The 25,103-nt window shown below is 68.0% G+C and carries 30 protein-coding genes; 17 read left to right on the top strand and 13 right to left on the bottom strand.

Going from position 1 to position 25,103, the window contains the following annotated elements; genetic code table 11:
* Positions 1-8: 8 nt before the first annotated feature.
* Positions 9-350 carry a hypothetical protein gene (locus tag N536_RS37195; protein WP_051574172.1) on the top strand — a complete coding sequence of 114 codons (342 nt, stop codon included), beginning with the start codon at positions 9-11 and terminating at the stop codon, positions 348-350.
* 348 nt (positions 351-698) lie between these two features.
* On the opposite strand, the gene N536_RS0102240 is transcribed toward N536_RS37195, so the two are convergent.
* Genes N536_RS0102240 through N536_RS0102225 form a run of 4 tightly spaced genes read right to left on the bottom strand, consistent with a single transcriptional unit; the run spans position 699 to position 5,089 of the window.
* Positions 699-1,496 (bottom strand): tyrosine-protein phosphatase, encoded by a 798-nt coding sequence (locus N536_RS0102240; protein WP_155948406.1) that lies wholly within the window; start codon positions 1,494-1,496, stop codon positions 699-701.
* A 17-nt stretch (positions 1,497-1,513) separates the two neighbouring features.
* Positions 1,514-2,728: an acyl-CoA dehydrogenase family protein gene (locus N536_RS0102235; RefSeq protein WP_081809041.1), complete on the bottom strand. Its 1,215-nt coding sequence runs from the start codon at positions 2,726-2,728 to the stop codon at positions 1,514-1,516.
* Positions 2,729-2,780: 52 nt separating this feature from the next.
* Positions 2,781-4,268, bottom strand: a complete 1,488-nt coding sequence (locus N536_RS37190) for a cell wall metabolism sensor histidine kinase WalK (protein WP_231514386.1) — start codon at positions 4,266-4,268, stop codon at positions 2,781-2,783.
* Between the two features lie 47 nt (positions 4,269-4,315).
* Complete coding sequence (locus tag N536_RS0102225) at positions 4,316-5,089, bottom strand: response regulator transcription factor (protein WP_029112114.1); 774 nt, start codon at positions 5,087-5,089, stop codon at positions 4,316-4,318.
* Between the two features lie 418 nt (positions 5,090-5,507).
* Here N536_RS0102225 and N536_RS37185 point away from each other — a divergent pair, with 418 nt between their 5' ends.
* From N536_RS37185 to N536_RS0102205, 4 genes are all read left to right on the top strand, one after another.
* Complete coding sequence (locus N536_RS37185) at positions 5,508-7,781, top strand: bifunctional SulP family inorganic anion transporter/carbonic anhydrase (RefSeq protein ID WP_036435266.1); 2,274 nt, start codon at positions 5,508-5,510, stop codon at positions 7,779-7,781.
* A 191-nt stretch (positions 7,782-7,972) separates the two neighbouring features.
* On the top strand, positions 7,973-8,278 hold the full coding sequence (locus N536_RS37180) for a hypothetical protein (RefSeq protein ID WP_155948377.1): 306 nt from the start codon (positions 7,973-7,975) through the stop codon (positions 8,276-8,278).
* Positions 8,279-8,377: 99 nt separating this feature from the next.
* The gene (locus N536_RS0102210; protein WP_029112113.1) at positions 8,378-9,031 is read left to right on the top strand and encodes a response regulator transcription factor; all 654 of its coding nucleotides are present in this window, start codon (positions 8,378-8,380) and stop codon (positions 9,029-9,031) included.
* A gap of 2 nt (positions 9,032-9,033) precedes the next feature.
* Complete coding sequence (locus tag N536_RS0102205) at positions 9,034-10,221, top strand: sensor histidine kinase (RefSeq protein WP_036434992.1); 1,188 nt, start codon at positions 9,034-9,036, stop codon at positions 10,219-10,221.
* Positions 10,222-10,230: 9 nt separating this feature from the next.
* Here the strand turns inward: N536_RS0102205 and N536_RS0102200 are convergent, their stop codons facing one another.
* Together N536_RS0102200 and N536_RS0102195 are read right to left on the bottom strand one after the other, a co-directional pair.
* Positions 10,231-11,070, bottom strand: a complete 840-nt coding sequence (locus N536_RS0102200; protein WP_029112111.1) for an SDR family oxidoreductase — start codon at positions 11,068-11,070, stop codon at positions 10,231-10,233.
* 43 nt (positions 11,071-11,113) lie between these two features.
* Entirely contained in the window at positions 11,114-11,314 is a 201-nt protein-coding gene (locus N536_RS0102195; protein WP_029112110.1) for a hypothetical protein, read from the bottom strand.
* A gap of 123 nt (positions 11,315-11,437) precedes the next feature.
* Here N536_RS0102195 and N536_RS0102190 point away from each other — a divergent pair, with 123 nt between their 5' ends.
* Entirely contained in the window at positions 11,438-12,106 is a 669-nt protein-coding gene (locus N536_RS0102190; protein ID WP_029112109.1) for a hypothetical protein, read from the top strand.
* Between the two features lie 59 nt (positions 12,107-12,165).
* A complete protein-coding gene (locus N536_RS0102185; RefSeq protein WP_029112108.1) occupies positions 12,166-13,185 on the top strand; it encodes an iron-containing redox enzyme family protein in 1,020 nt (339 codons plus the stop codon).
* Here N536_RS0102185 and N536_RS0102180 read toward each other — a convergent pair.
* Together N536_RS0102180 and N536_RS0102175 are read right to left on the bottom strand one after the other, a co-directional pair.
* Complete coding sequence (locus N536_RS0102180; protein ID WP_029112107.1) at positions 13,162-13,386, bottom strand: CDGSH iron-sulfur domain-containing protein; 225 nt, start codon at positions 13,384-13,386, stop codon at positions 13,162-13,164. The two genes, N536_RS0102185 and N536_RS0102180, sit on opposite strands and share 24 nt — an antisense overlap.
* Positions 13,383-14,078 (bottom strand): HemK2/MTQ2 family protein methyltransferase, encoded by a 696-nt coding sequence (locus N536_RS0102175; protein WP_029112106.1) that lies wholly within the window; start codon positions 14,076-14,078, stop codon positions 13,383-13,385. Before N536_RS0102175 ends, N536_RS0102180 begins: the two co-directional genes overlap by 4 nt.
* Before the next feature lie 127 nt (positions 14,079-14,205).
* On the opposite strand from N536_RS0102175, the gene N536_RS37175 reads away from it, so the two are divergent.
* Positions 14,206-14,490, top strand: coding sequence for a hypothetical protein (locus N536_RS37175; RefSeq protein WP_051574169.1), 285 nt, complete (start codon positions 14,206-14,208; stop codon positions 14,488-14,490).
* Between the two features lie 28 nt (positions 14,491-14,518).
* Positions 14,519-15,163, top strand: a complete 645-nt coding sequence (locus N536_RS0102165) for a flavodoxin family protein (protein WP_051574168.1) — start codon at positions 14,519-14,521, stop codon at positions 15,161-15,163.
* 72 nt (positions 15,164-15,235) lie between these two features.
* Here N536_RS0102165 and N536_RS0102160 read toward each other — a convergent pair whose 3' ends face one another.
* From N536_RS0102160 to N536_RS0102140, 5 genes are all read right to left on the bottom strand, one after another.
* Entirely contained in the window at positions 15,236-15,472 is a 237-nt protein-coding gene (locus N536_RS0102160; protein ID WP_029112104.1) for a CsbD family protein, read from the bottom strand.
* 80 nt (positions 15,473-15,552) lie between these two features.
* The gene (locus tag N536_RS0102155; RefSeq protein ID WP_029112103.1) at positions 15,553-15,903 is read right to left on the bottom strand and encodes a hypothetical protein; all 351 of its coding nucleotides are present in this window, start codon (positions 15,901-15,903) and stop codon (positions 15,553-15,555) included.
* On the bottom strand, positions 15,893-16,288 hold the full coding sequence (locus N536_RS0102150; protein WP_029112102.1) for a hypothetical protein: 396 nt from the start codon (positions 16,286-16,288) through the stop codon (positions 15,893-15,895). Before N536_RS0102150 ends, N536_RS0102155 begins: the two co-directional genes overlap by 11 nt.
* Positions 16,285-17,514, bottom strand: coding sequence for an NRAMP family divalent metal transporter (locus tag N536_RS0102145; protein ID WP_029112101.1), 1,230 nt, complete (start codon positions 17,512-17,514; stop codon positions 16,285-16,287). The genes N536_RS0102150 and N536_RS0102145 overlap by 4 nt, the downstream gene beginning before the upstream one ends.
* A complete protein-coding gene (locus N536_RS0102140) occupies positions 17,514-17,981 on the bottom strand; it encodes a hypothetical protein (RefSeq protein WP_029112100.1) in 468 nt (155 codons plus the stop codon). Before N536_RS0102140 ends, N536_RS0102145 begins: the two co-directional genes overlap by 1 nt.
* A gap of 81 nt (positions 17,982-18,062) precedes the next feature.
* On the opposite strand from N536_RS0102140, the gene N536_RS0102135 reads away from it, so the two are divergent.
* The 8 genes from N536_RS0102135 to N536_RS0102100 all read left to right on the top strand — a co-directional run bounded on the left by N536_RS0102135 (position 18,063) and on the right by N536_RS0102100 (position 24,984).
* The gene (locus N536_RS0102135) at positions 18,063-18,335 is read left to right on the top strand and encodes a DUF4235 domain-containing protein (protein ID WP_029112099.1); all 273 of its coding nucleotides are present in this window, start codon (positions 18,063-18,065) and stop codon (positions 18,333-18,335) included.
* Positions 18,336-18,603: 268 nt separating this feature from the next.
* On the top strand, positions 18,604-20,115 hold the full coding sequence (crtI, locus tag N536_RS0102130) for a phytoene desaturase family protein (RefSeq protein ID WP_029112098.1): 1,512 nt from the start codon (positions 18,604-18,606) through the stop codon (positions 20,113-20,115).
* Positions 20,112-21,089 (top strand): phytoene/squalene synthase family protein, encoded by a 978-nt coding sequence (locus N536_RS0102125; protein ID WP_029112097.1) that lies wholly within the window; start codon positions 20,112-20,114, stop codon positions 21,087-21,089. The genes crtI and N536_RS0102125 overlap by 4 nt, the downstream gene beginning before the upstream one ends.
* Complete coding sequence (locus N536_RS0102120) at positions 21,068-21,400, top strand: lycopene cyclase domain-containing protein (RefSeq protein ID WP_029112096.1); 333 nt, start codon at positions 21,068-21,070, stop codon at positions 21,398-21,400. The genes N536_RS0102125 and N536_RS0102120 overlap by 22 nt, the downstream gene beginning before the upstream one ends.
* On the top strand, positions 21,397-21,720 hold the full coding sequence (locus N536_RS0102115; protein WP_029112095.1) for a lycopene cyclase domain-containing protein: 324 nt from the start codon (positions 21,397-21,399) through the stop codon (positions 21,718-21,720). The genes N536_RS0102120 and N536_RS0102115 overlap by 4 nt, the downstream gene beginning before the upstream one ends.
* The gene (locus tag N536_RS0102110) at positions 21,717-22,442 is read left to right on the top strand and encodes a class I SAM-dependent methyltransferase (protein WP_051574166.1); all 726 of its coding nucleotides are present in this window, start codon (positions 21,717-21,719) and stop codon (positions 22,440-22,442) included. The genes N536_RS0102115 and N536_RS0102110 overlap by 4 nt, the downstream gene beginning before the upstream one ends.
* Entirely contained in the window at positions 22,439-23,965 is a 1,527-nt protein-coding gene (locus tag N536_RS0102105; protein WP_029112093.1) for an FAD-dependent oxidoreductase, read from the top strand. Before N536_RS0102110 ends, N536_RS0102105 begins: the two co-directional genes overlap by 4 nt.
* Positions 23,962-24,984 (top strand): DUF5914 domain-containing protein, encoded by a 1,023-nt coding sequence (locus tag N536_RS0102100; RefSeq protein WP_081809004.1) that lies wholly within the window; start codon positions 23,962-23,964, stop codon positions 24,982-24,984. Before N536_RS0102105 ends, N536_RS0102100 begins: the two co-directional genes overlap by 4 nt.
* Positions 24,985-25,103 lie beyond the last annotated feature (119 nt).

Here is a 25,103-nt window from a genome sequence, read left to right as displayed (position 1 = left end):
CGTCGGGCATGGCCCAACCACGCGAACTACGCGGCATTGAGCTTCGCTACGCGCTCACCATGTACCTCGCCCAACACGGTTCACATTCGGTCGCAGAGCTGATCGAGGCACTGACATATCAGGGTTTCCGGATTCCGGGCAGGGCGTCGAAGGCCGTGTCGGATGCGCTGCGATGGGAGATCGCGCATGACAGAGTTCGTCGGCACGGCTGGGGCCGGTATGGGCCCGGGGTATTGCCGCGTGCGACCGAGTACCGGATTCACCAACGTGTGCTAGCGATGCGCGAGGAGGCGCGGGGCCGGCCGTTCGACCTGGCCGGGTGGGACGGTCCGACGTGGTCGAATGCCTGAGGCCGCCTGGCACCCGGCCCAACACCGGTGACCCGAAAAGTCGCTGTTAGGTGGGCAAATGGGGTGTTGTCTGCCGGGGTGTGGGTCGGGTGGTCGGTCGACGGTTGGCAGTGGCGTGTGCGAAAAGTCGCTGTTAGGTGGGCAAATGGCGTGGTGGCTGCCGGGGGTGTGGGTCGGCTGGTGGGTCGACGGTTGGCAGGGGTGCGTGCGAAAAAGTCGCTGTGAGGTGGGCAATCGGGGTGGTGTCTGCGGGTGGGGATCGGCTGGTGGGTCGACGGTTGGCAGGGGTGCGTGCGAAAAGTCGCTGTTAGGTGGGCAATCGGGGTCGTGTGTGCCAGCGGGGGTGGCTCAGGCCAGCAGGTTCGCACGCAGGCGATCCACCTGATCACCCGTGACACCAAGCGCCTCAAGGTAATTCGGCAGCGAACCGTAGTCCTCGTCGATGGTGCTGCGCGCCGCCGCGAGGTAATCCTCCCGAACGCCCAACACCTCCTCGTTGAGCCGCGCTTCGGCGAACGTGACGATCTCATCCGTCGTCCCCTCAGCACCGCGATTGCGGATCGACTCGAGGATGCGTTCCCTCAGCTGCGGCACCGCCTCATTGCTGCGGAGGAAGTCGGCCAGGATCTCGTCGCGGGGAACCCCCGCCGCTTCCAGCGCCAGTGCAACCGTGAATCCCGTCCGGTCCTTCCCCGCGAAGCAGTGCGTGATGACGGGACGCCCGTCGGCCAGCATCGAAACCACCTCGCGCACCGCAAGATGCGCGCCGGGCAACGTCGGGAAGCGCTTGTACTCCTCCGTCATGAAGCGCGCCGCCGCAACGGCGACGTCCTCGTCGTCGGGCTTCTCCGTCATCATCCGCTCGAACGTCTGCTCGTGCGGCGCCTCGGCCCCCTCAGGACCCTGATTGGAGAGCTCGTGAAACGGCAGCAGATGCACCTCGACGCCCTCGGGCACCTGCCCTGGCCCGCGGCGCTCGACCTCGCGAAGCGACCGCAGATCGGCGACGTCCGTGATGCCCAGCCGCAGCATCGCTTCGCGACCGGCGTCGTCGAGCCGGCTCAGCTCGCTGGACCGGTAGAACCGTCCCGGCCGGATGCCGGTGTGCTCGGCGACGTCCCGAAAGTTCCACGCCCCCGACAGCATCGCGACGTCGCCGGTCACTACGCGGTCACCGCCGCCGCGAAAGCGCTCTTCTCGCGGCCCAATTCGGCGCGCGCGATGGTCCGCATGTGCACCTCGTCGGGCCCGTCGAACAGCCGCATCGCCCGGTGCCAGCTGTACAGCCGCGCCAACGGGAAGTCGTCACTGACGCCTGCGGCGCCATGGACCTGAATGGCACGGTCGATCACCGCGCACGCCACGATCGGCGCCACCGACTTGACCTGCGACACCAACAGGTGCGCCTCCCGGTTGCCGAGCTGATCGATGGTCCACGCCGCCTTCTCGCACAGCAGCCTGGCCTGGTCGATCTCGTTGCGCGACTTGGCAATCGACTCACGCACCACACCCTGCTCGGACAGCGGCTTCCCGAACGCCACCCGCTTCTGCACGCGGTCCACCATCAACGCCAGCGCCCGCTCGGCCGCGCCGAGCGCCCGCATGCAGTGGTGGATCCGGCCTGGTCCCAGCCGCGCCTGGGCGATCGCGAAACCCGAGCCCTCCTCACCGAGCAGATTGGTGGCGGGAACCCGCACGTTGTCGAAGACGATCTCGCAGTGCCCGTGCTGGTCCTGCCAACCGAACACCGGCGTCGACCGCAGGATGTTCACCCCGGGAGTGTCCGCTGGCACCAGCACCATCGACTGCTGCTGATGGCTGGCGGCGTCGGGGTTGGTTCGTCCCATCACGATCAGGATCTTGCAGCGCGGGTCGGCGGCGCCGGTGGTCCACCACTTGCGCCCGTTGATCACGTAGTCGGCACCGTCGCGCACGATCGACGTCTGGATGTTGCGGGCGTCGCTGGAGGCCACCGCCGGTTCCGTCATCGCGAAGCCGCTGCGGATCTGCCCGTCGAGCAGCGGCTCCAGCCACTGCTTGCTCTGGTCCTCGTTCGCGAACAGGTGCAGAGTCTCCATGTTCCCGGTGTCGGGCGCCGCGCAGTTGAGTACCTCGGGCGCGATCTCCAGGCTCCAGCCCGACAACTCAGCCAGCGGCGAGTACTCCAGATTGCTCAGCCCCGAGATCGACGGCAAGAACAGGTTCCACAGTCCCCGCTCCTTCGCCTTGAGCTTGAGCTCCTCGACGATCGGCGGGACGGTGTGATCCTTGGGGCCCGCCTCCTCGCGGTAGCGGTGGTACTCCGCCTCGGCCGGGAACACGAATTCCGTCATGAACTCCGTGAGTCGCTCGTGGTGGTCTTGCGCCTTCGGCGACATCGTGAAGTCCATGACCGTCACGATAGGACACGTGGTGAACGGCCTGACGGCGTCATGGTGTCGCGGCCCCAACACGGTGCCTGACGACGCCGCCGTAGGTCAGGACGAGGTCGGGCAGCTCGACGGTGAAGGTGGTTCCGCCAGCGTCCGATCGAACCGCGACCGCACCGTTGTGCGCTTCGGCGATCGACTGCACGATGGCAAGGCCCAGCCCGCTGTTGCCCGCCTCCCGGGATCGTGAGGTGTCGGCCCGCACGAATCGGTCGAACAGATGCGGCAGCAGGTCGGTGGGAATGCCGGGACCGTCGTCCTCGACGGCCAGCTCGGCCCGGGCGCCCGTGTCATCGGCGCGAATCCGCAGGGAGGTGGTGACGGTCGTGCCGGGCGGCGTGTGGACCGAGGCGTTGGCCAGCAGGTTGCTCAGCAGCTGGTGCAGCCTGGCCCGATCGCCGAGCACCCGAACCGGTATCTCGGGCAGTTCGAGCTGCCAGTGGTGCTCCGTCGCCGACACCGTGATGTCGTTGACGGCGTCGATGAGTACGTCGTCCAGGTCGACCTCCTCGGTCAGCAGCCCCTCGCGCTCGTCGAGGCGAGACAGCAACAGCAGGTCGGCGACCAGCGACGCCATCCGCAGCGACTCCGACTCGATGCGCGCGAGCGCGTACTCGGTGGTGTCCGGCAGCTCCGCCCGATCTTGGCGGGTGAGTTCGGCGTAGCCCTGGATCGCGGCCAGCGGTGTGCGGAGTTCGTGGCTCGCGTCGGAGAGGAACCGGCGGATCCGGCGGTCCGACTCGGCACGCTCCACGAGCGCGGAATCCACGTTGGCCAGCAGCCGGTTCAACGCCCGCCCGACGATGGCGACCTCATTGTCGGGGTCGGTGTCGGCATCGGCGACCCGCGCGGTGATCCGATGGCCCGGATCGGCGAGCGGCAACTTGGCCACGCCGGCCGCCGTCGCGGCGACGCGTCGCAGCGGTCGGAGGCCGAGCCGGATCGCGAGCACGGTGCCTGCCGCGCACACCACCAACGCCACCAGCACCAGGCCTCCCGCGCTGACGCTCTTGCGCACCACCGCCGAGTTGACGCGCTCCAGCGACACCCCCGACACCAGCGTGTGTGCACCGTCGATGGCGCGGCTCTGTACCCGGTTCTGCCCCAGCCGGCCGAGCTCGACGCTGAACGGGGACTCGTCACCGGGCCAGGTGATGGCTTCCAGGGCGCGGACGGCGTCCACCGGTGCCGGGCGCGGCTCGCCGTCGGAGAACACCGCCGAGCCGACGACCGCCCCGTCGTGCAGGACGGCTATCAACGTTCCCGGCGCCTGGCCGGTGAAGTCCGTCAACACTTCGGGCCCCTCGGTCCCGAACAGTTGTGGATGGGCGTCGGTGTAGGTGCTCTTGGCGAGCGAATGGCTGAACGCGGCCAGCGAGTGTGTCAGCCGCTCGTCGATGAGGTCGATGGCGTAGTCACGCAGGCTGTAGACGTACAGCCCACCCATCGCCGCCATGATGACGCTGACGACGGTGGAAACGCCCAGCACGAGGCGCTGTCGAATGGTTCTTGGACGCCACCCCGCGGTGGGCCGTCTCACTGCGGGGACCGCAGCATGTATCCGATGCCGCGCACGGTGTGGATCATCGGCTCACCGCGACCGTCGAGCTTCTTCCGCAAATAGGAGATGTAGAGGTCGACGATGCTGGACCTGCCGTCGAAGCCGTAGTTCCACACCCGATCCAGGATCTCCTCGCGGGCGATGGCGCGATCCGGGTTGCGCATCAGGTAGCGCAGAAGCTCGAATTCCGTTGCGGTCAAATAGATCATCGCGCCGGCCCGGGTCACGGTCCGGCTGGGCCCGTCGAGTGTCAAGTCGCCGACGGTCAGTTGGTCGGGCGGAGGGACGTCGGTGTACTGGGACCGCCGCAGCAGCCCCCGGATCCGCGCCACGAGTTCCTCGAGGCTGAACGGCTTGGTCATGTAGTCGTCGGCGCCTGCCGTGAGGCCCGCCACACGGTCGGTCACCGAGTCGCGCGCGGTGAGGAACAGCGTGAGTGTGTAGTCCGATGCCTCGCGGACCCGCCGCAGTATCTGGAGGCCGTCGATGTCGGGCAGCATGATGTCGAGAATCAGCACGTCGGGGGCGTTCTCGCGGAACTTCGCGACGGCGTCGCGGCCGTCGTGCGCCACCTCGATCTGCCAGCCCTCGTAGTGCAGCGCCATCGTGACCAGGTTGGTCAGTGCCAGTTCGTCGTCGACGAGAAGCACCCGGATGGGGGACCCGTCGGGCCGGTACATGCGAGGCAGTTGGCCGAGGATGGCCTGCCGGTGGTTGGGCGTGCGGGCAGGGAGCGACGTCCTTGTCATGCTTCCATACTGCAAACGCGATGTGAAGCTGTCACGAAGTTCATATGCACTTCTTATGAAAAGCGTTGATAGCCAATGGGTGACGGAGATCACGCTGCTACGTCATTCGCCGCAAGATACCTGGCGGGCGAGCGACCCTGGGGAATCGGCCCGGATCGCACTGTGCCACAGGGTTTCCCGCAATCACGACTCCTTGGGCTAATGACCCGAGTTCCGTTTCGACTGCGTAACAACACATATGGGTTCGACATGAAGTAGCCGCATCGCGTTGCCGCCCCAGATGGCCATCCATACCGTTGATCCGGTCGACATCGACGTCAGACACCAATTCTGCATTGCTCAACGATGGGAGCCGCTCATTAACGAAGGTCTTCAAGTCAAATCGACGAGCGAGCCGCCGGCGCCGCAAGCACCGGCAGTGCCTACCGGCTGGCGGTCGAACCTGCGCTATGACATACCCGCCTCGCTGGTGGTGTTCCTGGTTGCACTGCCGTTGTCGCTGGGCATCGCGGTGGCCTCCGATGCCCCCGTACTCGCCGGCCTCATCGCGGCGATCGTCGGCGGCGTGGTCGCGGGTGCTCTTGGTGGATCGCCGCTGCAGGTGAGTGGGCCCGCCGCCGGGCTGACCGTCATCGTCGCGGGCCTGGTCGCACAGTTCGGCTGGGCCGTCACGTGCGCGATCACCGTGTGCGCCGGCGTGCTGCAGGTGCTGTTCGGATTGAGCCGGGTGGCTCGCGCCGCGCTGGCCATCTCGCCGGTCGTGGTGCACGCCATGCTCGCCGGAATCGGTATTACGATCGCGCTGCAACAGATACACGTGCTGCTCGGCGGCGAATCGAACAGCACGGCGCTCGCCAACGTCACCGAACTGCCCGCGCAACTGTTGAACGCCGGCGGACCGGAAGTGTTCCTCGGCGTCTTCGTCATCGCCGTCCTGCTGGCGTGGCGGTGGGTGCCCGCCCCGATCGGCAAGGTGCCGGGTCCACTGGTCGCCATCGTCGCTGCGACCGTGGCGTCGGTGGTGCTGGCGCTCGACGTGCCGCGGATCGCGCTGGACGGGTCGCTCCTCGACGCCGTGCAACTGCCGAACCTGCCCGACGGAAACTGGGGCGCCTTCGCCACCGGTGTGCTGACCGTGGCGCTGATCGCCAGCGTGGAAAGCCTCCTGTCGGCGGTTTCCGTCGACCGGATGGGTGGCACTCGAACCAACTTCGATCGTGAACTGATCGGTCAGGGCACGGCCAACATCGCCTCGGGCGCGGTCGGCGGGCTGCCCGTGACCGGCGTCATCGTGCGCAGTTCGACCAACGTCAAGGCCGGGGCGCGGACACGGGCGTCGGCGATCCTGCACGGCGTGTGGGTACTGGCGTTCGCGTTGCCGTTCGCCGGGCTCGCCACACAGATCCCGATGGCCGCGCTTGCCGGGCTGCTCATCGTGATCGGCATCCAGCTGGTCAAGTGGGCGCACATCGAGACCGCTCGCCGCACGGGAGACCTGGCGGTGTACGTCGTCACCGTCCTCGGCGTGGTGTTCCTGAACCTGCTCGAGGGCGTGCTCATCGGCCTGGCGCTCGCGGTCGGTCTCCTGCTGTGGCGGGTGGTCCGCACGCGCATCCACGCCGAACGGACCGGCGACGACGAGTGGCGCGTCCTGATCGAGGGTTCGTGCACGTTCCTGTCGCTACCGCGCCTCACCCAAGAGCTGGCGTCGGTCCCGCCGAACGCCACCGCGACGGTGGAACTGTCCGTCGACTTCCTCGACCACGCCGCGCACGAGGCGATCAAGGAGTGGCAGCGGCAACACGAGGCGGCCGGTGGCACGGTGCGCATCCGCGAGCTCGGCGCGGTCCATCTCGACAGTGCAGTCGAGGGACCGCCGGAGCGGGCCATGACGTCGGTGGACCAACTGGCGGGCATCGTCCCCTGGAAGTCGTGGCAGCGCGACTCTCGCCCGCACTCGAACGGCAACCACACGAACGGGAACGGCACGAACGGCGAGCACACCAACGGGAACGGCGGGCCCACCCGGCCGATGCTCGACGGCCTCGCCGTCTACCAGCGCCGTACCGCACCGTTCATGCGACCTCATCTGAAGGACCTGGCCAGGACCCAGCAGCCGGAGGCGCTGTTCATCACCTGCACCGACTCGCGTGTAGTGCCCAACGTGATCACGTCGAGCGGACCGGGCGACCTGTTCACCGTCCGAAACGTCGGGAATCTGGTGCCGCCGGGGCAACGAGATTCGTCGATCGAGGCGGCGATCGCGTTCGCCGTGGAGAACCTCGGAGTCTCGTCGATCGTGGTGTGTGGTCACTCGAGCTGCGGCGCGATGACGGCATTGCTGGCCGAACCCACCAACGGGTCGGCGCACAACGGACACCACCACAACGGACACGAGGATCCCCTGCACGCCTGGCTGCGACATGGCAGCCACACACTCGCCGCGTTCGACGGTGGCGGCCATCCGGTGGCGCAGTCGGCCGCCGCGGCGGGATTCTCGGTCGTCGACCAATTGAGCATGGTGAACGTCGCCGTTCAGGTCGAAATTCTGAAATCACATCCGATCGCCGAGAAAGCGCACCGCGAGGGGCGTTTGCAAATCAGTGGATTGTTCTACGACATTGCGTCGGCCAGCGTATTGCGGGTGGCGTCCACTGAAGTCGGCGTGCTGGAATTCGAGCCGAGTCTCTGACGCAATGCACAGTTAGTAGCGCATGGAATGGGCGGGCCGTGTTTGCGGCCCGCCCATTCGCGTCTGTGGCGGAACGCAATTCACATGAACCTCATTTGATAGGCGCATCGTATGAATTGATTGCACCTCTTTCGGCGCCGAACGTAACCTCGAATTGTCAGAGTTTCAACGTCGAAATGGAGGAAGAGAAAATGAGGATGAAACGCATCGGAATGGCGTTGGGAATTGCGGGCGCCGGACTGGCGACTTCGATCATGGCGGGGCCGGCAACGGCCGGCGCGGCACCGTCCGGCGGCTCGGCGGCAGACACCATCGCCCGGCTGCAAGCCGACGGCCACCGCGTGATCGTCAACAAGTTCGGAACCGGCCCGATGGAGAACTGCTCGGTCGCCTCCGTGCGTCCCGTGCAGGTTCAGCAGGCGCCGTCGGCGAATCCGCTCACGGGCGTTCCGAACTTCAACCGCAGCAGCGTCGTGCACGTCGGGCTCAACTGCTGACCGTGCGTCGGCCGTGGTGACACGCGAGGCCCTCCCCGAATTGGGGAGGGCCTCAGTGGTTCGGAGAAACGGGCGGCGGTGTTATGCCAAGCTGACGGCGTGACCGGTGTCGGAGGCGGCGAGAAGGTGCGCGTAGTGGTTGGCGACGACCACCCGCTGTTCCGTGACGGCGTGGTCCGAGCACTCAGTTCCAGCGGATCGATCGACGTGGTCGCCGAGGCCGAGGATGGCTTGGCGGCGTTGGAGCTCATCCGCACGCACCAACCGCGGGTCGCGCTGCTCGACTACCGGATGCCGGGTCTGGACGGCGCGCAGGTCGCGGCCGCGGTCCGTCGCGACGAGCTGCCCACGCGCGTGCTACTGATCTCCGCGCACGACGAATCCGCGATCGTCTACAAGGCGCTGCAGGACGGCGCCGCGGGCTTCATCCCCAAGGAGTCCAGTCGAGCCGAACTGATCGAGGCGGTGTTGAACTGCGCGAAGGGCCGCGACGTCGTTGCCCCCAGTCTCGCGGCAGGGCTGGTCGGAGAGATTCAGCGTCGCAACGATTCGGACACCCCGACGCTCAGCGCCCGCGAGCGTGAGGTGCTCGGCCTCATCGCGGGCGGCCAGACCATCCCGGCGATGGCCAAGCAGCTGTTCCTCGCACCCTCCACCGTGAAGACCCACGTGCAGCGGCTGTACGAGAAGCTCGGCGTCGGTGATCGCGGCGCCGCCGTCGCCGAGGCGATGCGTCGCGGGCTGCTGGAATAGCGTTGGGCCGCCACCTCCGACGCATCGTCGACTACTTCGCGGCAGAACCCGTTCGAGTTTCGGCGCTGTTGCGTCTGCCGCTGATTGCGCTGATGGGCTGCCTGGTCTGGTTGTGGGAGGTCGACAGCTGGCTGCCCGGGGTTTACACGGCGATCCTCGGTGCGTACGCGATCGTCGCCGTGCTGTGGGCGGTGGCCGTCTTCCGCGGCCCGGTGCCGTCCTGGGGCGGTTGGATCTCCACTGGCGTGGACGTGCTGGCGGTCGTCTCGCTGTGCGTCGTCTCCGGTGGCGCGACGGCAGCGTTGCTGCCGGTCTTCTTCCTGCTGCCGCTTTCCGTCGCGTTCGGCGACCGGCCGGTGCTGACAGGCGTTCTCGGCCTCGGTACCGCCGCGTGCTACCTCGGGGCATGGATCATCTACTCGAAACGCGACGACCACGTCGGCCTGCCCGATGTGGTCTACCTACAGTTCGGCTTCCTGCTCTGGCTGGCGGTGGCGACCACCGCGCTGTGTCTGGTGCTGTCGCGACGATCGGCGCGGGTGAAGGCTCTGCAGGAGGTTCGGCGCAGGCTGGTGTCCGAAGCACTGCAGGCGGACGACCGGCACAACCGCGACACCGCCGAGAACCTGCACGACGGCCCACTGCAGAACCTGCTGGCCGCTCGGCTGGAGCTGGACGAGGTGCGTCAGCGCCATCCGGATCCGGCGCTGGATCTGGTGTACGACGCACTGCAGCAGACCGCCGCCGGTCTGCGGTCGACGGTGACGGCGCTGCATCCGCAAGTACTCGCGCAACTCGGTCTCACCGAAGCCGTACGAGAACTGCTGCGGCAGTTCGAATCTCGCAGCGGCGTCACCGTCCGCGCCGAGCTGGATGACGTCGGCAAGCCCGCGTCTCAGACACTGATGTACCGGGCTGCCCGGGAACTGCTCGCCAACGTGCACAAGCACGCGCGCGCCACCGTCGTCACCGTCGGATTGGTGCGCCGCGACGACCGCGTCGTGCTGACCATCGCCGATGACGGAACGGGATTCGACCCGACGCACATCGACGAGGCAGTCGCCGACGGACACATCGGCCTTGGTTCACTGCTGGTGCGGTTCGATGCGATGGGCGGCGTCATCGACATCGATTCGAAGGACGGCGTCGGTACGTCGGTGACCGTGACGTCGCCACCGGAACCGGACTAGTCCCGCCCGTCAGAGAATCGGGCGTCCCCCGGTCACCGCCACGCGCGACCCGGACATGTAGCTGCCCTCGTCGGATGCCAGCAGGACGTACGCTCCGGCGAGCTCGGCCGGCTGGCCTGCCCGGCCGAGCGGGGTGTTCTCACCGAATGACGTCACCTTCTCCGACGGCATGGTCGACGGAATCAGCGGCGTCCAGATCGGCCCAGGCGCAACGCTGTTCACCCGGATGCCCTTCTCGCCGAGCAGCTGTGCGAGGCTTGCGGAGAAGTTCGCGATGGCGGCCTTCGTCGCCGCGTACGGAGCCAGGGTGGGCGATGGCATGTCGGAGTTCACCGACGAGCTGCCGATGATCGAGGAACCCGAAGGCATGTGCGGCACAGCGGCTTTCACCAGATGGAAGTAGGCGCCCACGTTGAGGCGGAAGGTGTAGTCCCACTCCTCGTCACTGATCTCGTCGAGCGTCTCGTGGGTCATCTGGTACGCGGCGTTCGACACCAGGACGTCGATGCGGCCGAACTCGTCTTTCGCCTTGTCGATCACCGCGCGGCAGTGCTGCGGGTCGGACAGATCGCCAGGCACGGTGACCGCCGTGCGGCCTGCGTCCTTTACGAGTCGAGCCACCTCGGCGGCGTCCTCGTGCTCGTCGAGGTAGGAGATCAGCACGTCCGCCCCTTCGCGGGCGAAGGCGATCGCGACGGCCCGGCCGATCCCGCTGTCGCCGCCCGTGATGACGGCTTTCTTGCCGGTCAGCCGACCGGAGCCACGATAGGAGTTCTCACCGCAGTCCGGGGTCGGCGTCATCTGCGACTGCGTGCCAGGCGGGTCTTGGTGTTGGTCAGGAAATCCCATGCGCATCGTGGTACCCACGCGCGACCGATTGAATCCGCCGATGTCATCCGCTGACGGGTACTTCGACCTCCACCTCGCGCCATTGGCTGTAACTGACCGTCCGCGCGATGACACGCCCTTCGCCGATGAGGTCCAGCATGCGCGCGGCCTCGTCGAGATCTTCGGTCACCATGAGGATCGTCTTGCTGTTGGTGGTCTGGATGCCGTACTGAACGAAGGACTCCGCTACGTTGCGCCTTGGCATGACGCCCGCCTTTCCCCACGGCCCGCACTAGGCCCTCTGTGGTGGCGGATTACCCGTTGCGCCGGAGTTGAACCCCGCTCGCCTGGCGTTTTGGCGGCGGTCCCAGTGGGCACCCCCGCCGGCATGAAGACCTCCGATGTCGCCGCGCTGCCCTTCGAGTGGGGCGCCGCACTTCGTCGCCGCAAGCTGTTTCACCCGAACGGAATCCTCGCCGAGGGACGGCTGGAACGACTCGCCGCGCCGGGTGTTGGGCTGCCCGTCGAGACTGGGGACGTCGTGGCGAGGCTGTCGAAGGGCATCGGCCTACCCGGGTCACTACCGGACATCGGTGGCCTGGCCTGGCGGATGTCGTCGGGTGCCGGGGACGCGTTCTCCTGGGATCTGCTGCTTGCCTCCACCGCGCGGGGCCCGCTTGGTCGCGTTCTGCTGCGCCCGCTCACGTCGTGGTCGGACGCGGTGTTCTCCACCGTCATGCCCCTGAGCTACCAGGGCCAGGCCTGGTGGCTGCGGGCGCGAATCGTGACGCCCGTCGACGGCGGCGGGCTCAGTCTCGACGTCGTTGCCCGGCTCGTCGCCGAGGAGGGCCTCGACCTGGAGGTCGAACAGGCCGCCGGAACCGGAGATTTCCAGAAGTTGGCCCGCCTGCGCCTGCAACGGGTGGCCGCGCCCGGCGACGTCTCGTTCGATCCCGTGCTTCACGAAGCCCCCGGCGTCCGGCTGATGCCCAGTTGGCTGGCGAGTTTCCGGCGCGCGGCCTACCGGCGCAGTCGGCACGGTAGGCATGCCGAGTGAGAGTTGCTGACGGCGCAATTGACCGGTTTTGGGGACGGCGTCGCGGGTATCAGTAATCCGTGACGCACGCTGCCACGCATCTCGAACCGGCCCTTCCCGAGGCGACGGGGCCATTGTCCTTCGCCGTCATCGACCACCTGGCCTGCCGACCGCCTCGGCGCTACTACACGCCCGTCGCGGCGCCGGTCGGTGACTCCGACCCCTATGGGCGGGACCTGCAGCTGGCCCTTGCCGTCTGCTACGAGCTGCACTATCGCGGCTTCAGCGACGTCGATCCCCGTTGGGAGTGGGATCCGGGCGTGCTGCATCTGCGGGCGCGGCTCGAGGAAGCGTTCCTCGCCGCGGTGCGCAGCGACGTCGGCCAGATCGATGCCGATGCGTCGGCGGACGACGAAATGGCGGCGTTGTCCGTCGAGCCCACGGATGGCGACGGCCCGTCGTACTACCTGCGCGACCGTGGCACCTGGGATCAGATGCGGGAGTACTTCGTCCACCGGTCGCCGTACCACCTCAAGGAGGGCGATCCGCACGCGTGGGCGATACCGCGCCTGTCCGGCACTGCCAAGGCCGCGTTCGTGGCCGTCGAGTTCGACGAGTTCGGCGGCGGGCGGGGTGATCAGGTGCACCAGCAGCTGTACGCCGATCTGATGGAGGCCGCGGGCCTCGAACCGACGTACCTGTACTACCTGAATCACGTTCCGGCGGAGGCACTTGCGGCGGTCAACCTGATGTCGCTGTTCGGATTGCACCGCGACATGCGAGGCGCAGCCATCGGCCACTTCGCCGCGACGGAGATCACCTCGTCACCCGGTTCCCGCCGACTGGTCGACGCTCTCACTCGAATGAATGCACCCGAACCCTGCATTCACTTCTACCGCGAGCACGTCGAGGCCGACGCCGTGCACGAGCAGGTGGTGCGCACCGACGTGGTCGGCGACTTGGTGGCGCGTGAGCCACATTTGGAGCGGGACGTCGTCTTCGGCATGCGGGCGTTCGACGTCGTCGAGAACCGTCTGGCCGACCACATGATGACGCGCTGGTCGGCCGGCCAATCCTCACTGCGACGGCCGCTGTCCTGACGCGTCGTCGCTGCGCTTGCGCCGTCGATGGCTGGTGTCGCACAGCGGATAGGCCTTGCTGCGGCGGCACGTACAGATCGCGACCATGAACCGATCGGACTCGACGATCCGGCCGTCGGGTGCCTCGATGCGGACCGGCCCCTCGACCATGATGGGGCCACCGGGGACGATCCGCACCACCCGCGGTGGCCCGGTGGTCATGGCACGTCCGCTCGGATGACCACCAGCTCCTCGATTCGCCTGCCCTGCTCGAGCTTCCCGACGCGCTGCAGCCAGTCTGCGCGGGCAGTCAGCACCGGCCCGAACGGAATCCATTGGCGCGCAATGACGGAAGCCTTCAGCCCGGTCTGACGCAGGATCGCCAGTGATGCGTCGACGTCGGAGAATTCCGAGTGCACGATCAGCATCGTGCCGTCCTCGTCCAGCAGATCCGGCGCCGCCGCGCACAGCGGGTCGAGCACCAGCCGTCCGTCGACACCGGCGTTGAAGGCCGTTGCGGGGCCGGCGTGGATGGGGATCACCTCGGTGTCTCCGTCGGGCGGCTCTGGCACGTACGGCGGGTTGCAGAGCACCAGATCGAACGGGCCGAATTCGGCTGCACGCGACCATGACCCGAGATGGACGTCGACGTCGACGCCCGCACTGAGAGCGTTGGCCCTCGCGCACCGCACCGCTTGCGGCGATACGTCGAACGCCAGCACGTCCACGGCGCCGTCATTAGCCGCCGTGATCGCGGCCACCCCGCTACCGGTGCACAGATCGGCCACCCGGCTGCCGCGCGCGAGACCCGTGCGCATCAACACACCGGTCAGCAGTTCGGAGTCGTGTTGGGGGGCGTAAACACCCACCGGAGCGGTCAAATCACCGCGCGGATCTGCGTATGCGCCTGTCATGTCGACCTTTCCGGCTTCCCATCTCGCTTCAACGTCAGCGACCTTGATACCCCGGCAAAAGGGGGTCTAATCACCACGTTTGCTGCCTTGGTCGACGGGTATCGCTGGTAGACACGGAGGTGGCCTGATGAGTGAGCCGTATCAGCAGGGTGTCCGCACGAGCCCTACGCGGTCGTCCGCTGAGGCGGTCCGTACGTTTCACATCGCAGAGGGCGTGTTGGTGGGACTGACCCGGTGTTCGGTCGCCCAGGCGCTGGCGACACTGGTCGAGGTGAGCCGGGTGCACGCCCTGTCGCCGTTCACGGTGGCAGAAGCGTTGGTGGCGAAGGCGACCGGTGACGGCGTCGAGGTCAACCGGGACGCGGCCGCGGTGCTGGAACGGGAGTGGAACCGGCTGACGTCGCACGTTTGAGCCGGTCGTCATCGGGTATGGGCGTCGGGTGACCGAACCGTCCGATTCCGCGTCGACCGCTTCCTCGTTGACGGCGGTGGCATTCGCCTGCAGTCTCAAGCCGAGCCCGGCGCCGTCGAGCAGCCAGCTCATGGCGGAGCACCTGCTTCGGGACTTGCGCGGCGTCGGCGTCACCGGTGAGGTGATCCGTTGTGTCGACTACGACCTCAAACCCGGTGTCCAAGCCGACATGGGTGCTGGCGACCAGTGGCCCGCGCTACGCGAAAAGGTGCTTGCCGCCGACATTCTGGTGATGTGCACGCCCACGTGGATGGGTCACATGTCGAGCGTCGCCCAACGCGTCCTGGAGCGCCTGGACGCCGAGCTCTCGGAGACCGATGACGCCGGGCGCCCGGTTTTGGTGGGGAAGGTCGCGGTGGCGGCCGTGGTGGGCAATGAAGACGGCGCTCACAAGATCGTCGCCGACCTCTTCCAGGCGCTCAACGACGTCGGCTACACGATTCCCGCGCAGGGATGCACGTACTGGAACGGTCCGGCGATGCAGACGACCGATTACAACGACCTCGACGAGGTGCCCGAGGCGGTGGCTTCCACCACAGCGAGCGCAGCGCGCAACGCCGCGCATCTGGCGGCCGTGCTGAAGACCGCGACGTATCCGCCGTACCCGGGCTGAGCGGCGCACGAAAGCACCCAGCGGGGATTCCGCTGGGTCCTTCGTCGACCGCGATCAGGCGGTCACTGCGGCCTACTGGTGGGACTCTTGGCGCCGCTCGGCAGCCTCGGCGCCGCCACGGGCGGCGTCGGCCTCGGCTTCCTTCTTCGCGGCGTCGCGCTGTGCGTCGGCCTTGTCCTGCTGGGCCTTGCCCTCTTCGACCAGGTCATTGCGCCCGGTCACGGTGCCTGCGGCCTCCTTGGTCTTGCCCTTGACGTCCTCGACGACGCCCTTGATGCCCTCTTCGGGTCCGCTGTTCTTCTCGGTCATGGCCCTCCCTCTCGTAGATTTTCTCGATGGAGCAGGGGAGTCTGTCCCCACTCTCAACGCATCCCCCGCACGGGCGGGTGTCAAACCTCGGTCTCCGAGTCCCTCAGGACCGGCGAGTACCGCACGTAGCCCTTCCTGAGCCGGACCGCGTCGGTGTCGATGACGTCGATGTCCTCCCACGCGGCGAGGAAGGTGTCGCGGTGGCGCCACTGCAGCAGCGAAAACAGCAGACGCGGCGCGTTGGCAGCGGACCGTTCATAACCGAGGAACGACGAGCGCGACCGGGGATTGACGAGAAGGCCCAGCAGCTGCGGCTGCGACGGCAGGCCTTTCGAATCCTCGGTCACCGTCAGACGCGCGTCGATCACGGTGCCGATGTGGTGGGAACCGTTGTCGCGCACCGGCAGTCCGATCAGCTCGCTAACCTGCATGGCTGCCCCCGGGAATGTGCGAGATGACGTGGTCGCGCAGCCACCGCTCGAACCACTGCGAATCCGAGGCCGAACCTTCGGCAACGCCGATCGTCACACCCAGTCGTTCGACGGACCGCCACGGAATCGCCTGCAGCCGCGATCTTGGCGGCTGACCACCCAGAATGCGGGTCGCAAGCACGTGTCCGGACAGGATCCCTTCCACCTTCGGCGCTGGCGCCCCAGGACGGACGGGCTCACCGAAGGCGACACCGTCCAATTCGAGGTCGTCGACGATGCCGACCGGGTCACCCTCCGGGTCGACGAGTTGGCGGTCCAGCAGATGCAGCCGCGCGTCGAGCAGCCTGCCCCGGTGCGGTTTGTTCGGCAGCTCCGGTTGGCTCATTGCCCCGCTCCCGTCACGATCATCAGCGGTATGGCCGCCAGCGACGCGGCCAGGATAATGACGAGATACACCGACGCCAGCACGTTCATCCCGCGCCCGTTGACGTGCTCGCCCATGTACTGGGCATCGTTGGCCACGATCAGGATGGGAAGGTACGTCAGTGGCAGCGCGATCGCGGAGAAGACCACCGAATACTCGGTGACCAGGATCGGATCCACGCCGGTGCACAACACCGCCACGCCGACCACCAGGGCGACCACCATGACGACGTGGAATCGGGTCGCCTGGGCGGGCCGGCGGAACTTGCCCCAGGTCCATCCCATGAACTGCGCAAGCGTGTAGCCGGACGACAACGTCGTCTCCAGTGCCGCACCGAATGTCGCGGCCACCACGCCGACGATGAGGAAGGCGAGTGCGAGCTGGCCGCCCGCCGCCACCACCGGCAACGCCACCTGTGACAGCGATGTCACTTCGATTTCGTTGGGCAGCAGCGTGATTGCCGCGCAGGCGGCGATCGCGACAGAGAGCACACCCCCGAAGGGGAAGCCGACCAGCACGTTCAGCCGCGACGTGCCGAGATCCTTGGTGGTCCAGCCCTCTTCGACAGCACCCGAGGAGAAGAAGAACACCTCGTACGGGGTCATCGCCGCGCCGAACAGCGCGATGGCGAAATACCAGTACGTCGCAGCGGACTCGGTCTGCGGGATGACGGGTGCCAGCGCCTGGTGTGACAGATCCGACCAGTTGGGTGCGAGGAGGAAGACGCTGACCGCGAAGACGAGCAGGCAGAGCCCGAGCAATCCGGCGACGTTCTCCATGATGGAGAACTTCACCCGCCAGATCACCAGCCAAACAGCGAAGGCGGCCACCGGCATCCACAGCAACGGGCCGACATCGGTGGCGAGCTGGAGAGCCAATGCGACACCACCGATTTCAGCCGTGACGGTCATCAGGTTGATCAGGAATGACGCACCGAGGTTGGCGCCGGCGGCCCGCGGGCCGAGGCGCTCACGGATGATCTCGAACGTGGCCCGGCCGCTGACGGCCGCGACCCGACCGGACATTTGGGCGAACACACAGATGCCGAGCACGCCGACGAACACGACCCAGACCAGCCCGAGGCCGAACCGCGATCCGACGACGGCGTTGGTGACGAGGTCGCCGATGTCGACGAAACCGCCGATGGCGGTGAGGATGCCGAGGGCTACCGAGAAGATTCGCTTCATCAGCGGTACCCATTCGCCAGCGAGTCGGCAGCCGTGGCCAGTGCGCGTTGCATGTCCCGCGACCGTTCGGCGGGAAACCGCTGCTCCACGCCTGCCCGCGCACCGTTCAGGGTGTCTATCAGTTGAGTCATCGTGTTGGTGAGGAACTGCTGGCGCTGGACGTTGACCGCGTCCTTCGTGTTGAGTTCGGCAATTCCCTTGTACGCCTTGATGACTTCGTCGCGCGCATCGCTGAGCTGTACCGAGACCAGTGCCTGGGTGGAGCGTTCTTGCTGCCAGAACTCGAGCGCCAACGCCCCGGACCGGGCGGCTGATTCGGCTTCGTCACGCGCTTGGGCCAATTGACCCGGGATGCCGTCGCGGTAGTTCGGGCAGCCGACGGCGACGAATGCGGCGGCAGCGAGGACGGCGACGATCGCGACGATCGCTCGCACCAGCGACGCCCGCTTCTCCGTCGGCGTTCTCATGCGCCGCGCCTCGTCACGCGTTTCGGCCGGCCGCGCGGCGGGTAGGAACTCCCGCATCGCGACCAGAGGGAGGACATCGCCATGAGCCGCACGTCGAAGGCGCTGTACAAGCCGCTGTCAGTAGCCATCAGCGTTGCGGGGGGTCTGGCGGCGGGGTCCGTCTTCGAACAGGTCTGGAAGCGGGTTGCGGGCAACGACGAGCCGCCGCCCGATCCGAAGGACCTGAGCCGCTCCACGCGCGCCGCGCTGCTCGGTGCGGGGCTTCAGGGACTGGTGTTCGGCCTTGTGCGCGCCGCCATCGACCGTGCGGGGGCGCGCGGGTACCGGGCGGTCACCCACGAATCGCCGGTCTGATCGCGATCGCACTGGCGTCGCCGACTGCCCTGCGAACACCTTCACCGCCACACTCTCCTGTTCTGGGGAAGATCAACTACCCGAACGGTGCCGCTCCAAACCCGTGGCGGTGATCGGCGGGTCTTGCCCAAGAGGCAATTACGGGCCCTGAACCGGATGTGTGCCGCAGCCTCCTGGACGGTTGGTTCCGTCACCCAGCGGGTATGGAGCAGGAACGCAGCGGGCGTGGGCCGGTGCCAGTAGCGCAGAGAGGTCGGGGGACCGGTTGATGACGCGACCCGAGGGCAAGACCGACCGCGTGGTGGTGGTCGGCGCCGGTCTGGCCGGACTGGCCGCCGCACTGCACCTGGCGGGCCGCGGCCGGGCGGTGACCGTGGTCGAACGCGGCCCCCATCCAGGCGGACGAATGGGCCGGATGGATGTCGGCGGCTATCGGATCGACACCGGTCCCACGGTGCTGACCATGCCCGACATCATCGAGGACACCCTCGGCGCCGTGGGGGAGTCGTTGTCGGATCGACTCGACATCGCGGAGGTGGACCCCGCATACCGCGCCTCGTTCGCCGACGGCTCGCAGATCCACGTGCACCGTGACGCCGACGCGATGGCCGACGAGGTGGCCCGCGTCGCCGGCTCCGACGAGGCGAAGGGGTATCTGGGGCTGCGTGCCTGGCTGGCCGAGCTGTACCGCGTCGAGTTCGACGGCTTCATCGCCGCGAACTTCGACTCGCCGCTCGCACTGCTGACGCCGCAGCTGGCCCGGCTGGCCGCGATCGGGGGGTTTCGCCGGTGGGACCGCGTCATGCGCCGATTCCTCTCCGACGAACGCCTGCTGCGCATCTTCACGTTTCAGGCGCTCTACGCCGGTGTGCCGCCGCAGCGAGCACTGGCGGTCTACGCGGTGATCGCCTACATGGACACCGTGGGCGGGGTGTACTTTCCGCGCGGCGGGATGCGTGCGGTGCCCGATGCGTTGGCCGGTGCGGCGGCCACGGCCGGTGTCGAGTTTCGTTATGGTGCAACGGTTTCTGGTCTGTCGCGGGCGGGTTCGCGGGTGTCCGGCGTGCTCACCGATGACGGCGAGCGCATCCCCTGCGACGCGGTCGTGCTGACCACCGAGCTGCCCGACACCTACCGGCTCCTGGACCGTCGGCCACGCCGCCTCATCCCGCTGCGGCCGGCGCCGTCCGCGGTGGTGGCCCATCTGGGCTGCCGCGCAGCACCCGACGGCGCGCACCACACCATTCTCTTCGGCGATGCCTGGGAGCAGACGTTCCGCGACATCATCGACGACGGCCGCGTGATGGCCGACCCCTCGCTGCTGGTGTCGCGGCCCACCACCGGTGATCCGTCGCTGGCACCGCCGGGACGTGACCTCCTCTACGTCCTGGCGCCCGCGCCGAACGTCCAACGCGGCGTAGTGGATTGGGAGCGCACAGGCGACGAGTACGTCGAGGGCATGCTCGACGTCGTCGCCCGCCGGCTGCCGCAAGCGAGTCAGGATCTGGAGCTGCTGCACGTCGTCGACCCTGCGGGATGGGCGCGCCAAGGGATGTTCGCAGGCACCCCGTTCGCGCTCGCGCACACGTTCTCCCAGACCGGCCCGTTCCGGCCCGCGAACAGGGTGCGCGGCGTAGACAACGTGGTACTGGCCGGATCGTCGACCGTGCCGGGGGTCGGAGTCCCGACCGCGCTGCTCTCCGGCCGGCTGGCCGCGGACCGGATCACCGGCGCGACGGGACGCCGCACCCGTACCGACATCGTGGGGAGCGCACCGTGATCGGCACCGAATTGGACGCGGCGGGCGTCCACGATCCCGACCTGCGGACGGCCTACCGGCAGGCGAGGTCGCTCAACGCGCAGCACGGGCGGACGTTCTTCCTGGCCACCCGCCTGTTGGCCGCCGAGCAGCGGCCCGCCGTGCACGCGCTCTACGGCTTCGCGCGCATGGCGGACGACATCCTCGACGACTTCGACCCCGCCATCAGCACCGACGAGCGCAGCGCGGCGCTGTGCCGCCTCAGCGCGCAGCTCTCGGCGCACCTCGCGGGCAGTGACCTCGCGAGCGGCTCGCCGGTGCTGGCCGCGCTGGCCCACACCGTGCACCGCTACCGGATCGGTCCCGAGCTGTTCGACGACTTCCTGGCCGCCATGCGCATGGACCTGACGGTGACGGACTATGCCAACCGCGCCGCGCTCGAGCGATACACGCACGGCTCGGCCGAGGTGATCGGACTGCAACTCCTGCCTGTACTCGGCACCGTCGGACCTGCCGAGGAGGCCGCGCCGCACGCCGCAGCACTCGGAAAGGCGTTCCAGCTCACCAACTTCCTGCGCGACGTCGACGAGGACCTGCGTCGCGGCCGCATCTATCTGCCCGCCGACGAGCTGACGGCGCACGACGTCGACCGGGACCTGCTGCTGTGGTGCCAAGCACGTGCCCGCACCGACCCGAAGGTCCGCCGCGCGCTCGCCGAGCAGCACGCCGTCACCCGTCGGATCTACGACTACGCCCGGCTCGGCATCGACATGCTGGCGCCACGCTCGCGGCCCTGCATCACCGCGGCGCTCACCTTGTACTCCGAGATCCTCGACCGCATCGAGGACAGCGACTTCGCGGTCTTCGGCCGCCGCGCGACCGTCGGCACCGGCCGGCGTGTGCAGGTCGCGGGACGGGGACTTCTGCAGGCGTGGGGGGTGCGCATGACCGATCGACACCAGAAGGGACCGATGTGGACCACTGGCAATACCTGATCGTCCTAGGCGCCTGCCTGCTGATCACCGCACCGTTGGAGTGGCTGTCCTCCGGTGTCTACCGCAACGCCCGCCGCACCGCATACGCCGTGTTGCCGGTCGCGGTGGTCTTCATCGCGTGGGACGCGCTGGCGATCGCGGCCGGAGTCTGGAGCTACAACCCGCGCTACATCACCGGACTGCATCTGCCCGGTGGCATACCGATCGAGGAACTGCTGTTCTTCCTGGTCATCCCCGTCTGCGGGCTGCTGACGTACTCCGCCGTGGAGTCGATCCTGCGGCGGGTGCGTTCCCGGGCGGTGCGGCGATGAACGGCATCGGCTACACGCTGCCTGCGGTCGTCGCCGTCCTCGTCGTCTGTGCGTGGGAGGTGTGGGTGCTGCGGACCGGCCTGTTCCGGCGCCCCGGCTACTGGATCTCGATGGTGATCGTGTTCGCGTTTCAGGTGCTCGTCGACGGCTGGCTCACCAAGCTCAGCGCACCGATCGTCGTGTACGACGAGCGGCACACCATGGGCGTGCGATTTCCCTTCGATATCCCCGTCGAGGACTTCCTGTTCGGCTTCGCCTTGGTGACCGCCGCGCTGCTGCTGTGGAAGCGTCAGGCCGACCGCGAGACGGACGTGCCGTGACGATCGGGCCGACCGGCCTACCGCGGGCACGTGTGCCTGCGGCATTCGACGTCGGCGCGGCCGAGTATGACCGCCTCGTCGGCGCCAATCCCGGTTACCACGACCACCTGCGAATCTCGGTGCGGCGCATGCAGTTGCCGGATCGGGGCCGCGGACTGCGACTCCTCGACGCAGGGTGCGGTACCGGCGCGTCGACGGCGGCGCTGCTCGCCGTCGCCCCCGAGGCTCGCATCGTGGCGGTCGACGCCTCCGCGGGCATGCTCGCCGAGGCCGCGGCCAAGACGTGGCCGCCGTCAGTCCGGTTCGTGCACAGCCGCATCGAGGATCTGGCAGCGGCGGGCGTCGACGGCCCATTCGATGGAATCTTCGCCGCCTACCTGGTGCGCAACCTGCCGGATCCGGATGCGCAACTGCGGGAATTCCGAACGCTGTTGCGCGCCGGTGCCACCCTGGCCGTCCACGAGTACTCGGTTCGCGACTCCGCCGTCGCCACGGCGGTGTGGAACGCGGTGTGCCTCACCGTCATCATTCCGTTGGGGCGCCTGCGCACGGGCGACGCCACCCTGTACCGGCACCTGCGGCGCAGCGTCACCAAGTTCGACGGCGCTTCGGCGTTCCGCAACCGGCTGCGCAACAACGGCTTCACCAATGTCCGCAGTGAGACCATGCCGGGCTGGCAGCGCAACGTCGTGCACACCTTCCTCGCGGACGCACCGGCATGAGTGACCCGCGGCGGGTGACGCACCCCGGACCGGGCGGCCTGCCCGACGCGGGCTGGCTTCCCGTCCGGCCCAGCGTCGTCGTCGTCGGAGCAGGCATCGCGGGGCTGGCCGCGGCCACCGGCCTGGCCGAGCGCGGCGTCCCGGTCGACGTCATCGAACGCCAGCCGTATCTGGGCGGCCGGGTGGGCGGCTGGACCGAGACCGTCGGGGGAGCCCCGGTCGCGATGAACCGCGGCTTCCACGCGTTCTTCCGGCAGTACTACAACCTGCGAAACCTATTGCAGCGCATCGATCCCGAGCTGTCGATGCTGACGCCGGTCGAGGACTACCCGCTGATCGACGGAGACGGCAGGCGCGATACCTTTCGCGGGCTGCCCCGCACGCCGCCGCTGAACGCCGTCGCCTTCGCGCTGCGCAGCCCCACCTTCCGGCTGCGTGACCTGGCCCGGCTGAACGCGCGCGCCGCGGCACCCCTTGCGGCGGTGTCGGTCCCGGCGATCTATCACCTGCTCGACGACGTCGACGCGGCAAGCTTCCTGCGGGACATCAACTTTCCCGACGCCGCACGGCACCTGGCTTTCGAGGTGTTCTCCCGCAGCTTCTTCACCGAACCCGCCGGATTGTCGGCCGCCGAATTGGCCACCATGTTCCACATCTACTTTCTGGGCTCCAGTGAGGGGCTGGTGTTCGACGTCGCCGACGACGACTTCGACGTCGCACTGTGGACACCGTTGCGCAGGCATCTGGAATCACGCGGTGTCACGTTCCACACCGAACTGTCGGTCACCAGCGTGCGGTCCGACACGACGTTCAAGGTGGAGTGCAACGACGGTCGGCGGTTCGACGCGGACGGTGTCGTGCTGGCCACCGACGTGGCGGGCCTGCGCACTATCGTCGCCGGCTCACCGGAACTCGGCGACGACGACTGGCGCGGCAGAGTTCTCGGGCTGCACACTGCGGCGCCGTTCACGGTCGTGCGGCTGTGGCTGGACCGCCGCGTCGATCCGTCCCGGCCGGCCTTTCTCGGCGTCGGCGGCCACCCGCCGCTGGACAACGTCAGCGTGGTCAACGCCTACGAACGCCACGCCGCCCGTTGGGCCGCCGACACCGGCGGTTCGGTGATCGAACTGCACGCCTACGCAGCCGATGCCACGCCCACCGAAGTGCGGGACGGGCTGGTGAAGCGGCTGCACGAGCTCTATCCCGAGACCGCCGATGCGCGCATCCTCGGCGAACGCGTGCTGCACCGCGTCGACTGCCCGCGGTTCGGGCCGGGCGACTTCGCGAGCAGACCCGGCGTCGCGACCCCACATCCTGGTCTCGCGCTGGCGGGTGATGGCATCCGCATCGACCTCCCCGTGGCGTTGATGGAGCGTGCCGCGACCACCGGTTGGGTCGCCGCCAATCGGCTGCTCGAGCACTTCGGCGTTCGGGGCCACACCCTGTACAGCGTTCCCACCCGGGGTCGTTCGGCGACGTTGCGACGCCTGGCCACGTCTCGAGAAAGGCTTTTGAAGACATGAGCGTGCGCACCGTCATGGCCTCCCGGGTGACTTCCCGTGTGAGCAAGGCCAACCCGTTCACATTGCTGCCCCGAACCGACTGGACGGCGCAGAAGCCCACGCACGGCGAGGCGCAGATCGCCGTCATCGAGGACGCGCTCAAGCGGTCCCAGGCCCGACCGAGCGGCAACTGGTTCGCCTTCGCGGCCAGCGACGCGGTGGACCAGAGGCGACCATTCGGCACCACGGTCGCCGGTCACGAGATCGTCTCCTGGCGCGACACCGAAGGAACGTTGCACGTCGGGCCGGGCAGCTGCCCGCATCTGGGTGCCGACCTTTCGACCGGCGCCCTGGACTGCGGCACGCTCATCTGCCCGTGGCACGGCATGCGTTTCAGCGGCCGTCGCCACGTCGGCTGGACGCCTTATCCCGCGTACGACGACGGCGTGCTGGCCTGGGTGCGGCTGGACAACGTCGGCGGCGAAAAACCCACCAAGGCACCGGTATTGGCCGGCCGCCCCCGCGGTGCGCGGATACCCGCCGTCACCCGACTGGTCGGAACCTGCGAACCGGTCGACATCATCGCCAATCGGCTCGATCCGTGGCACGGCGCCTGGTTCCACCCCTACTCGTTCGCCCGCCTCGACGTGCTGAGTGCGCCACCGGCCGGGCCGGCGCTGCCGGACGATGCGGACCGCTTCCTGGTCGCCGTCACCTTCCACGTCGGTCGGATCGGTGTGCCGGTGATCGCGGAGTTCACCAGCCCCGAGCGACGCACCATCGTGATGCGCATCGTCGACGGAGAAGGCAGTGGCAGTGTCGTCGAAACACATGCCACACCAGTCGGTCCCGGCCCGGACGGTCGGCCCCGCACCGCGGTGCTGGAGGCGGTCATCGCCCATTCGGACCGGCCGGGATTCGCCCATGCGCTGCGCGGCGCGGCGGTCATCACGCCGTTCATGCGCCATGCCGCCACCCGGCTGTGGCGCGACGACCTGGCCTATGCCGAACGGCGTTATGCGGTGCGCACGCACCATTAGCGGTTTGCCTTACTCGCTCCCGCGCGCGGTTGCGGGCGACACGCCGCGCAATTACCGGAGTTTGCGCACGCTCGCGGATCAGTGAAATCTCTTGCACCACTTTGGTTTCACTAGCCACA

The organism is Mycobacterium sp. URHB0044, from assembly GCF_000620625.1.
Lineage (GTDB): Bacteria > Actinomycetota > Actinomycetes > Mycobacteriales > Mycobacteriaceae > Mycobacterium.
The sequence above is the reverse complement of the archived record's forward strand: the minus strand, read 5'-3'. Positions and strand labels throughout refer to the sequence as shown.

What these genes read in the sequence shown, in the direction of transcription:
- N536_RS37195 (WP_051574172.1), top strand. Translation starts at nt 9, where the DNA reads ATGGCCCAACCACGCGAACTACGCGGCATTGAGCTTCGCTACGCGCTC.
- N536_RS0102240 (WP_155948406.1), bottom strand. Translation starts at nt 1,496, where the DNA reads ATGCTGTCGGGGGCGTGGAACTTTCGGGACGTCGCCGAGCACACCGGC.
- N536_RS0102235 (WP_081809041.1), bottom strand. Translation starts at nt 2,728, where the DNA reads ATGTCGCCGAAGGCGCAAGACCACCACGAGCGACTCACGGAGTTCATG.
- N536_RS0102225 (WP_029112114.1), bottom strand. Translation starts at nt 5,089, where the DNA reads ATGACAAGGACGTCGCTCCCTGCCCGCACGCCCAACCACCGGCAGGCC.
- N536_RS37180 (WP_155948377.1), top strand. Translation starts at nt 7,973, where the DNA reads ATGAGGATGAAACGCATCGGAATGGCGTTGGGAATTGCGGGCGCCGGA.
- N536_RS0102200 (WP_029112111.1), bottom strand. Translation starts at nt 11,070, where the DNA reads ATGGGATTTCCTGACCAACACCAAGACCCGCCTGGCACGCAGTCGCAG.
- N536_RS0102195 (WP_029112110.1), bottom strand. Translation starts at nt 11,314, where the DNA reads ATGCCAAGGCGCAACGTAGCGGAGTCCTTCGTTCAGTACGGCATCCAG.
- N536_RS0102190 (WP_029112109.1), top strand. Translation starts at nt 11,438, where the DNA reads ATGAAGACCTCCGATGTCGCCGCGCTGCCCTTCGAGTGGGGCGCCGCA.
- N536_RS0102180 (WP_029112107.1), bottom strand. Translation starts at nt 13,386, where the DNA reads ATGACCACCGGGCCACCGCGGGTGGTGCGGATCGTCCCCGGTGGCCCC.
- N536_RS0102175 (WP_029112106.1), bottom strand. Translation starts at nt 14,078, where the DNA reads ATGACAGGCGCATACGCAGATCCGCGCGGTGATTTGACCGCTCCGGTG.
- N536_RS37175 (WP_051574169.1), top strand. Translation starts at nt 14,206, where the DNA reads ATGAGTGAGCCGTATCAGCAGGGTGTCCGCACGAGCCCTACGCGGTCG.
- N536_RS0102160 (WP_029112104.1), bottom strand. Translation starts at nt 15,472, where the DNA reads ATGACCGAGAAGAACAGCGGACCCGAAGAGGGCATCAAGGGCGTCGTC.
- N536_RS0102155 (WP_029112103.1), bottom strand. Translation starts at nt 15,903, where the DNA reads ATGCAGGTTAGCGAGCTGATCGGACTGCCGGTGCGCGACAACGGTTCC.
- N536_RS0102150 (WP_029112102.1), bottom strand. Translation starts at nt 16,288, where the DNA reads ATGAGCCAACCGGAGCTGCCGAACAAACCGCACCGGGGCAGGCTGCTC.
- N536_RS0102145 (WP_029112101.1), bottom strand. Translation starts at nt 17,514, where the DNA reads ATGAAGCGAATCTTCTCGGTAGCCCTCGGCATCCTCACCGCCATCGGC.
- N536_RS0102140 (WP_029112100.1), bottom strand. Translation starts at nt 17,981, where the DNA reads ATGAGAACGCCGACGGAGAAGCGGGCGTCGCTGGTGCGAGCGATCGTC.
- N536_RS0102135 (WP_029112099.1), top strand. Translation starts at nt 18,063, where the DNA reads ATGAGCCGCACGTCGAAGGCGCTGTACAAGCCGCTGTCAGTAGCCATC.
- crtI (WP_029112098.1), top strand. Translation starts at nt 18,604, where the DNA reads ATGACGCGACCCGAGGGCAAGACCGACCGCGTGGTGGTGGTCGGCGCC.
- N536_RS0102115 (WP_029112095.1), top strand. Translation starts at nt 21,397, where the DNA reads ATGAACGGCATCGGCTACACGCTGCCTGCGGTCGTCGCCGTCCTCGTC.
- N536_RS0102105 (WP_029112093.1), top strand. Translation starts at nt 22,439, where the DNA reads ATGAGTGACCCGCGGCGGGTGACGCACCCCGGACCGGGCGGCCTGCCC.
- N536_RS0102100 (WP_081809004.1), top strand. Translation starts at nt 23,962, where the DNA reads ATGAGCGTGCGCACCGTCATGGCCTCCCGGGTGACTTCCCGTGTGAGC.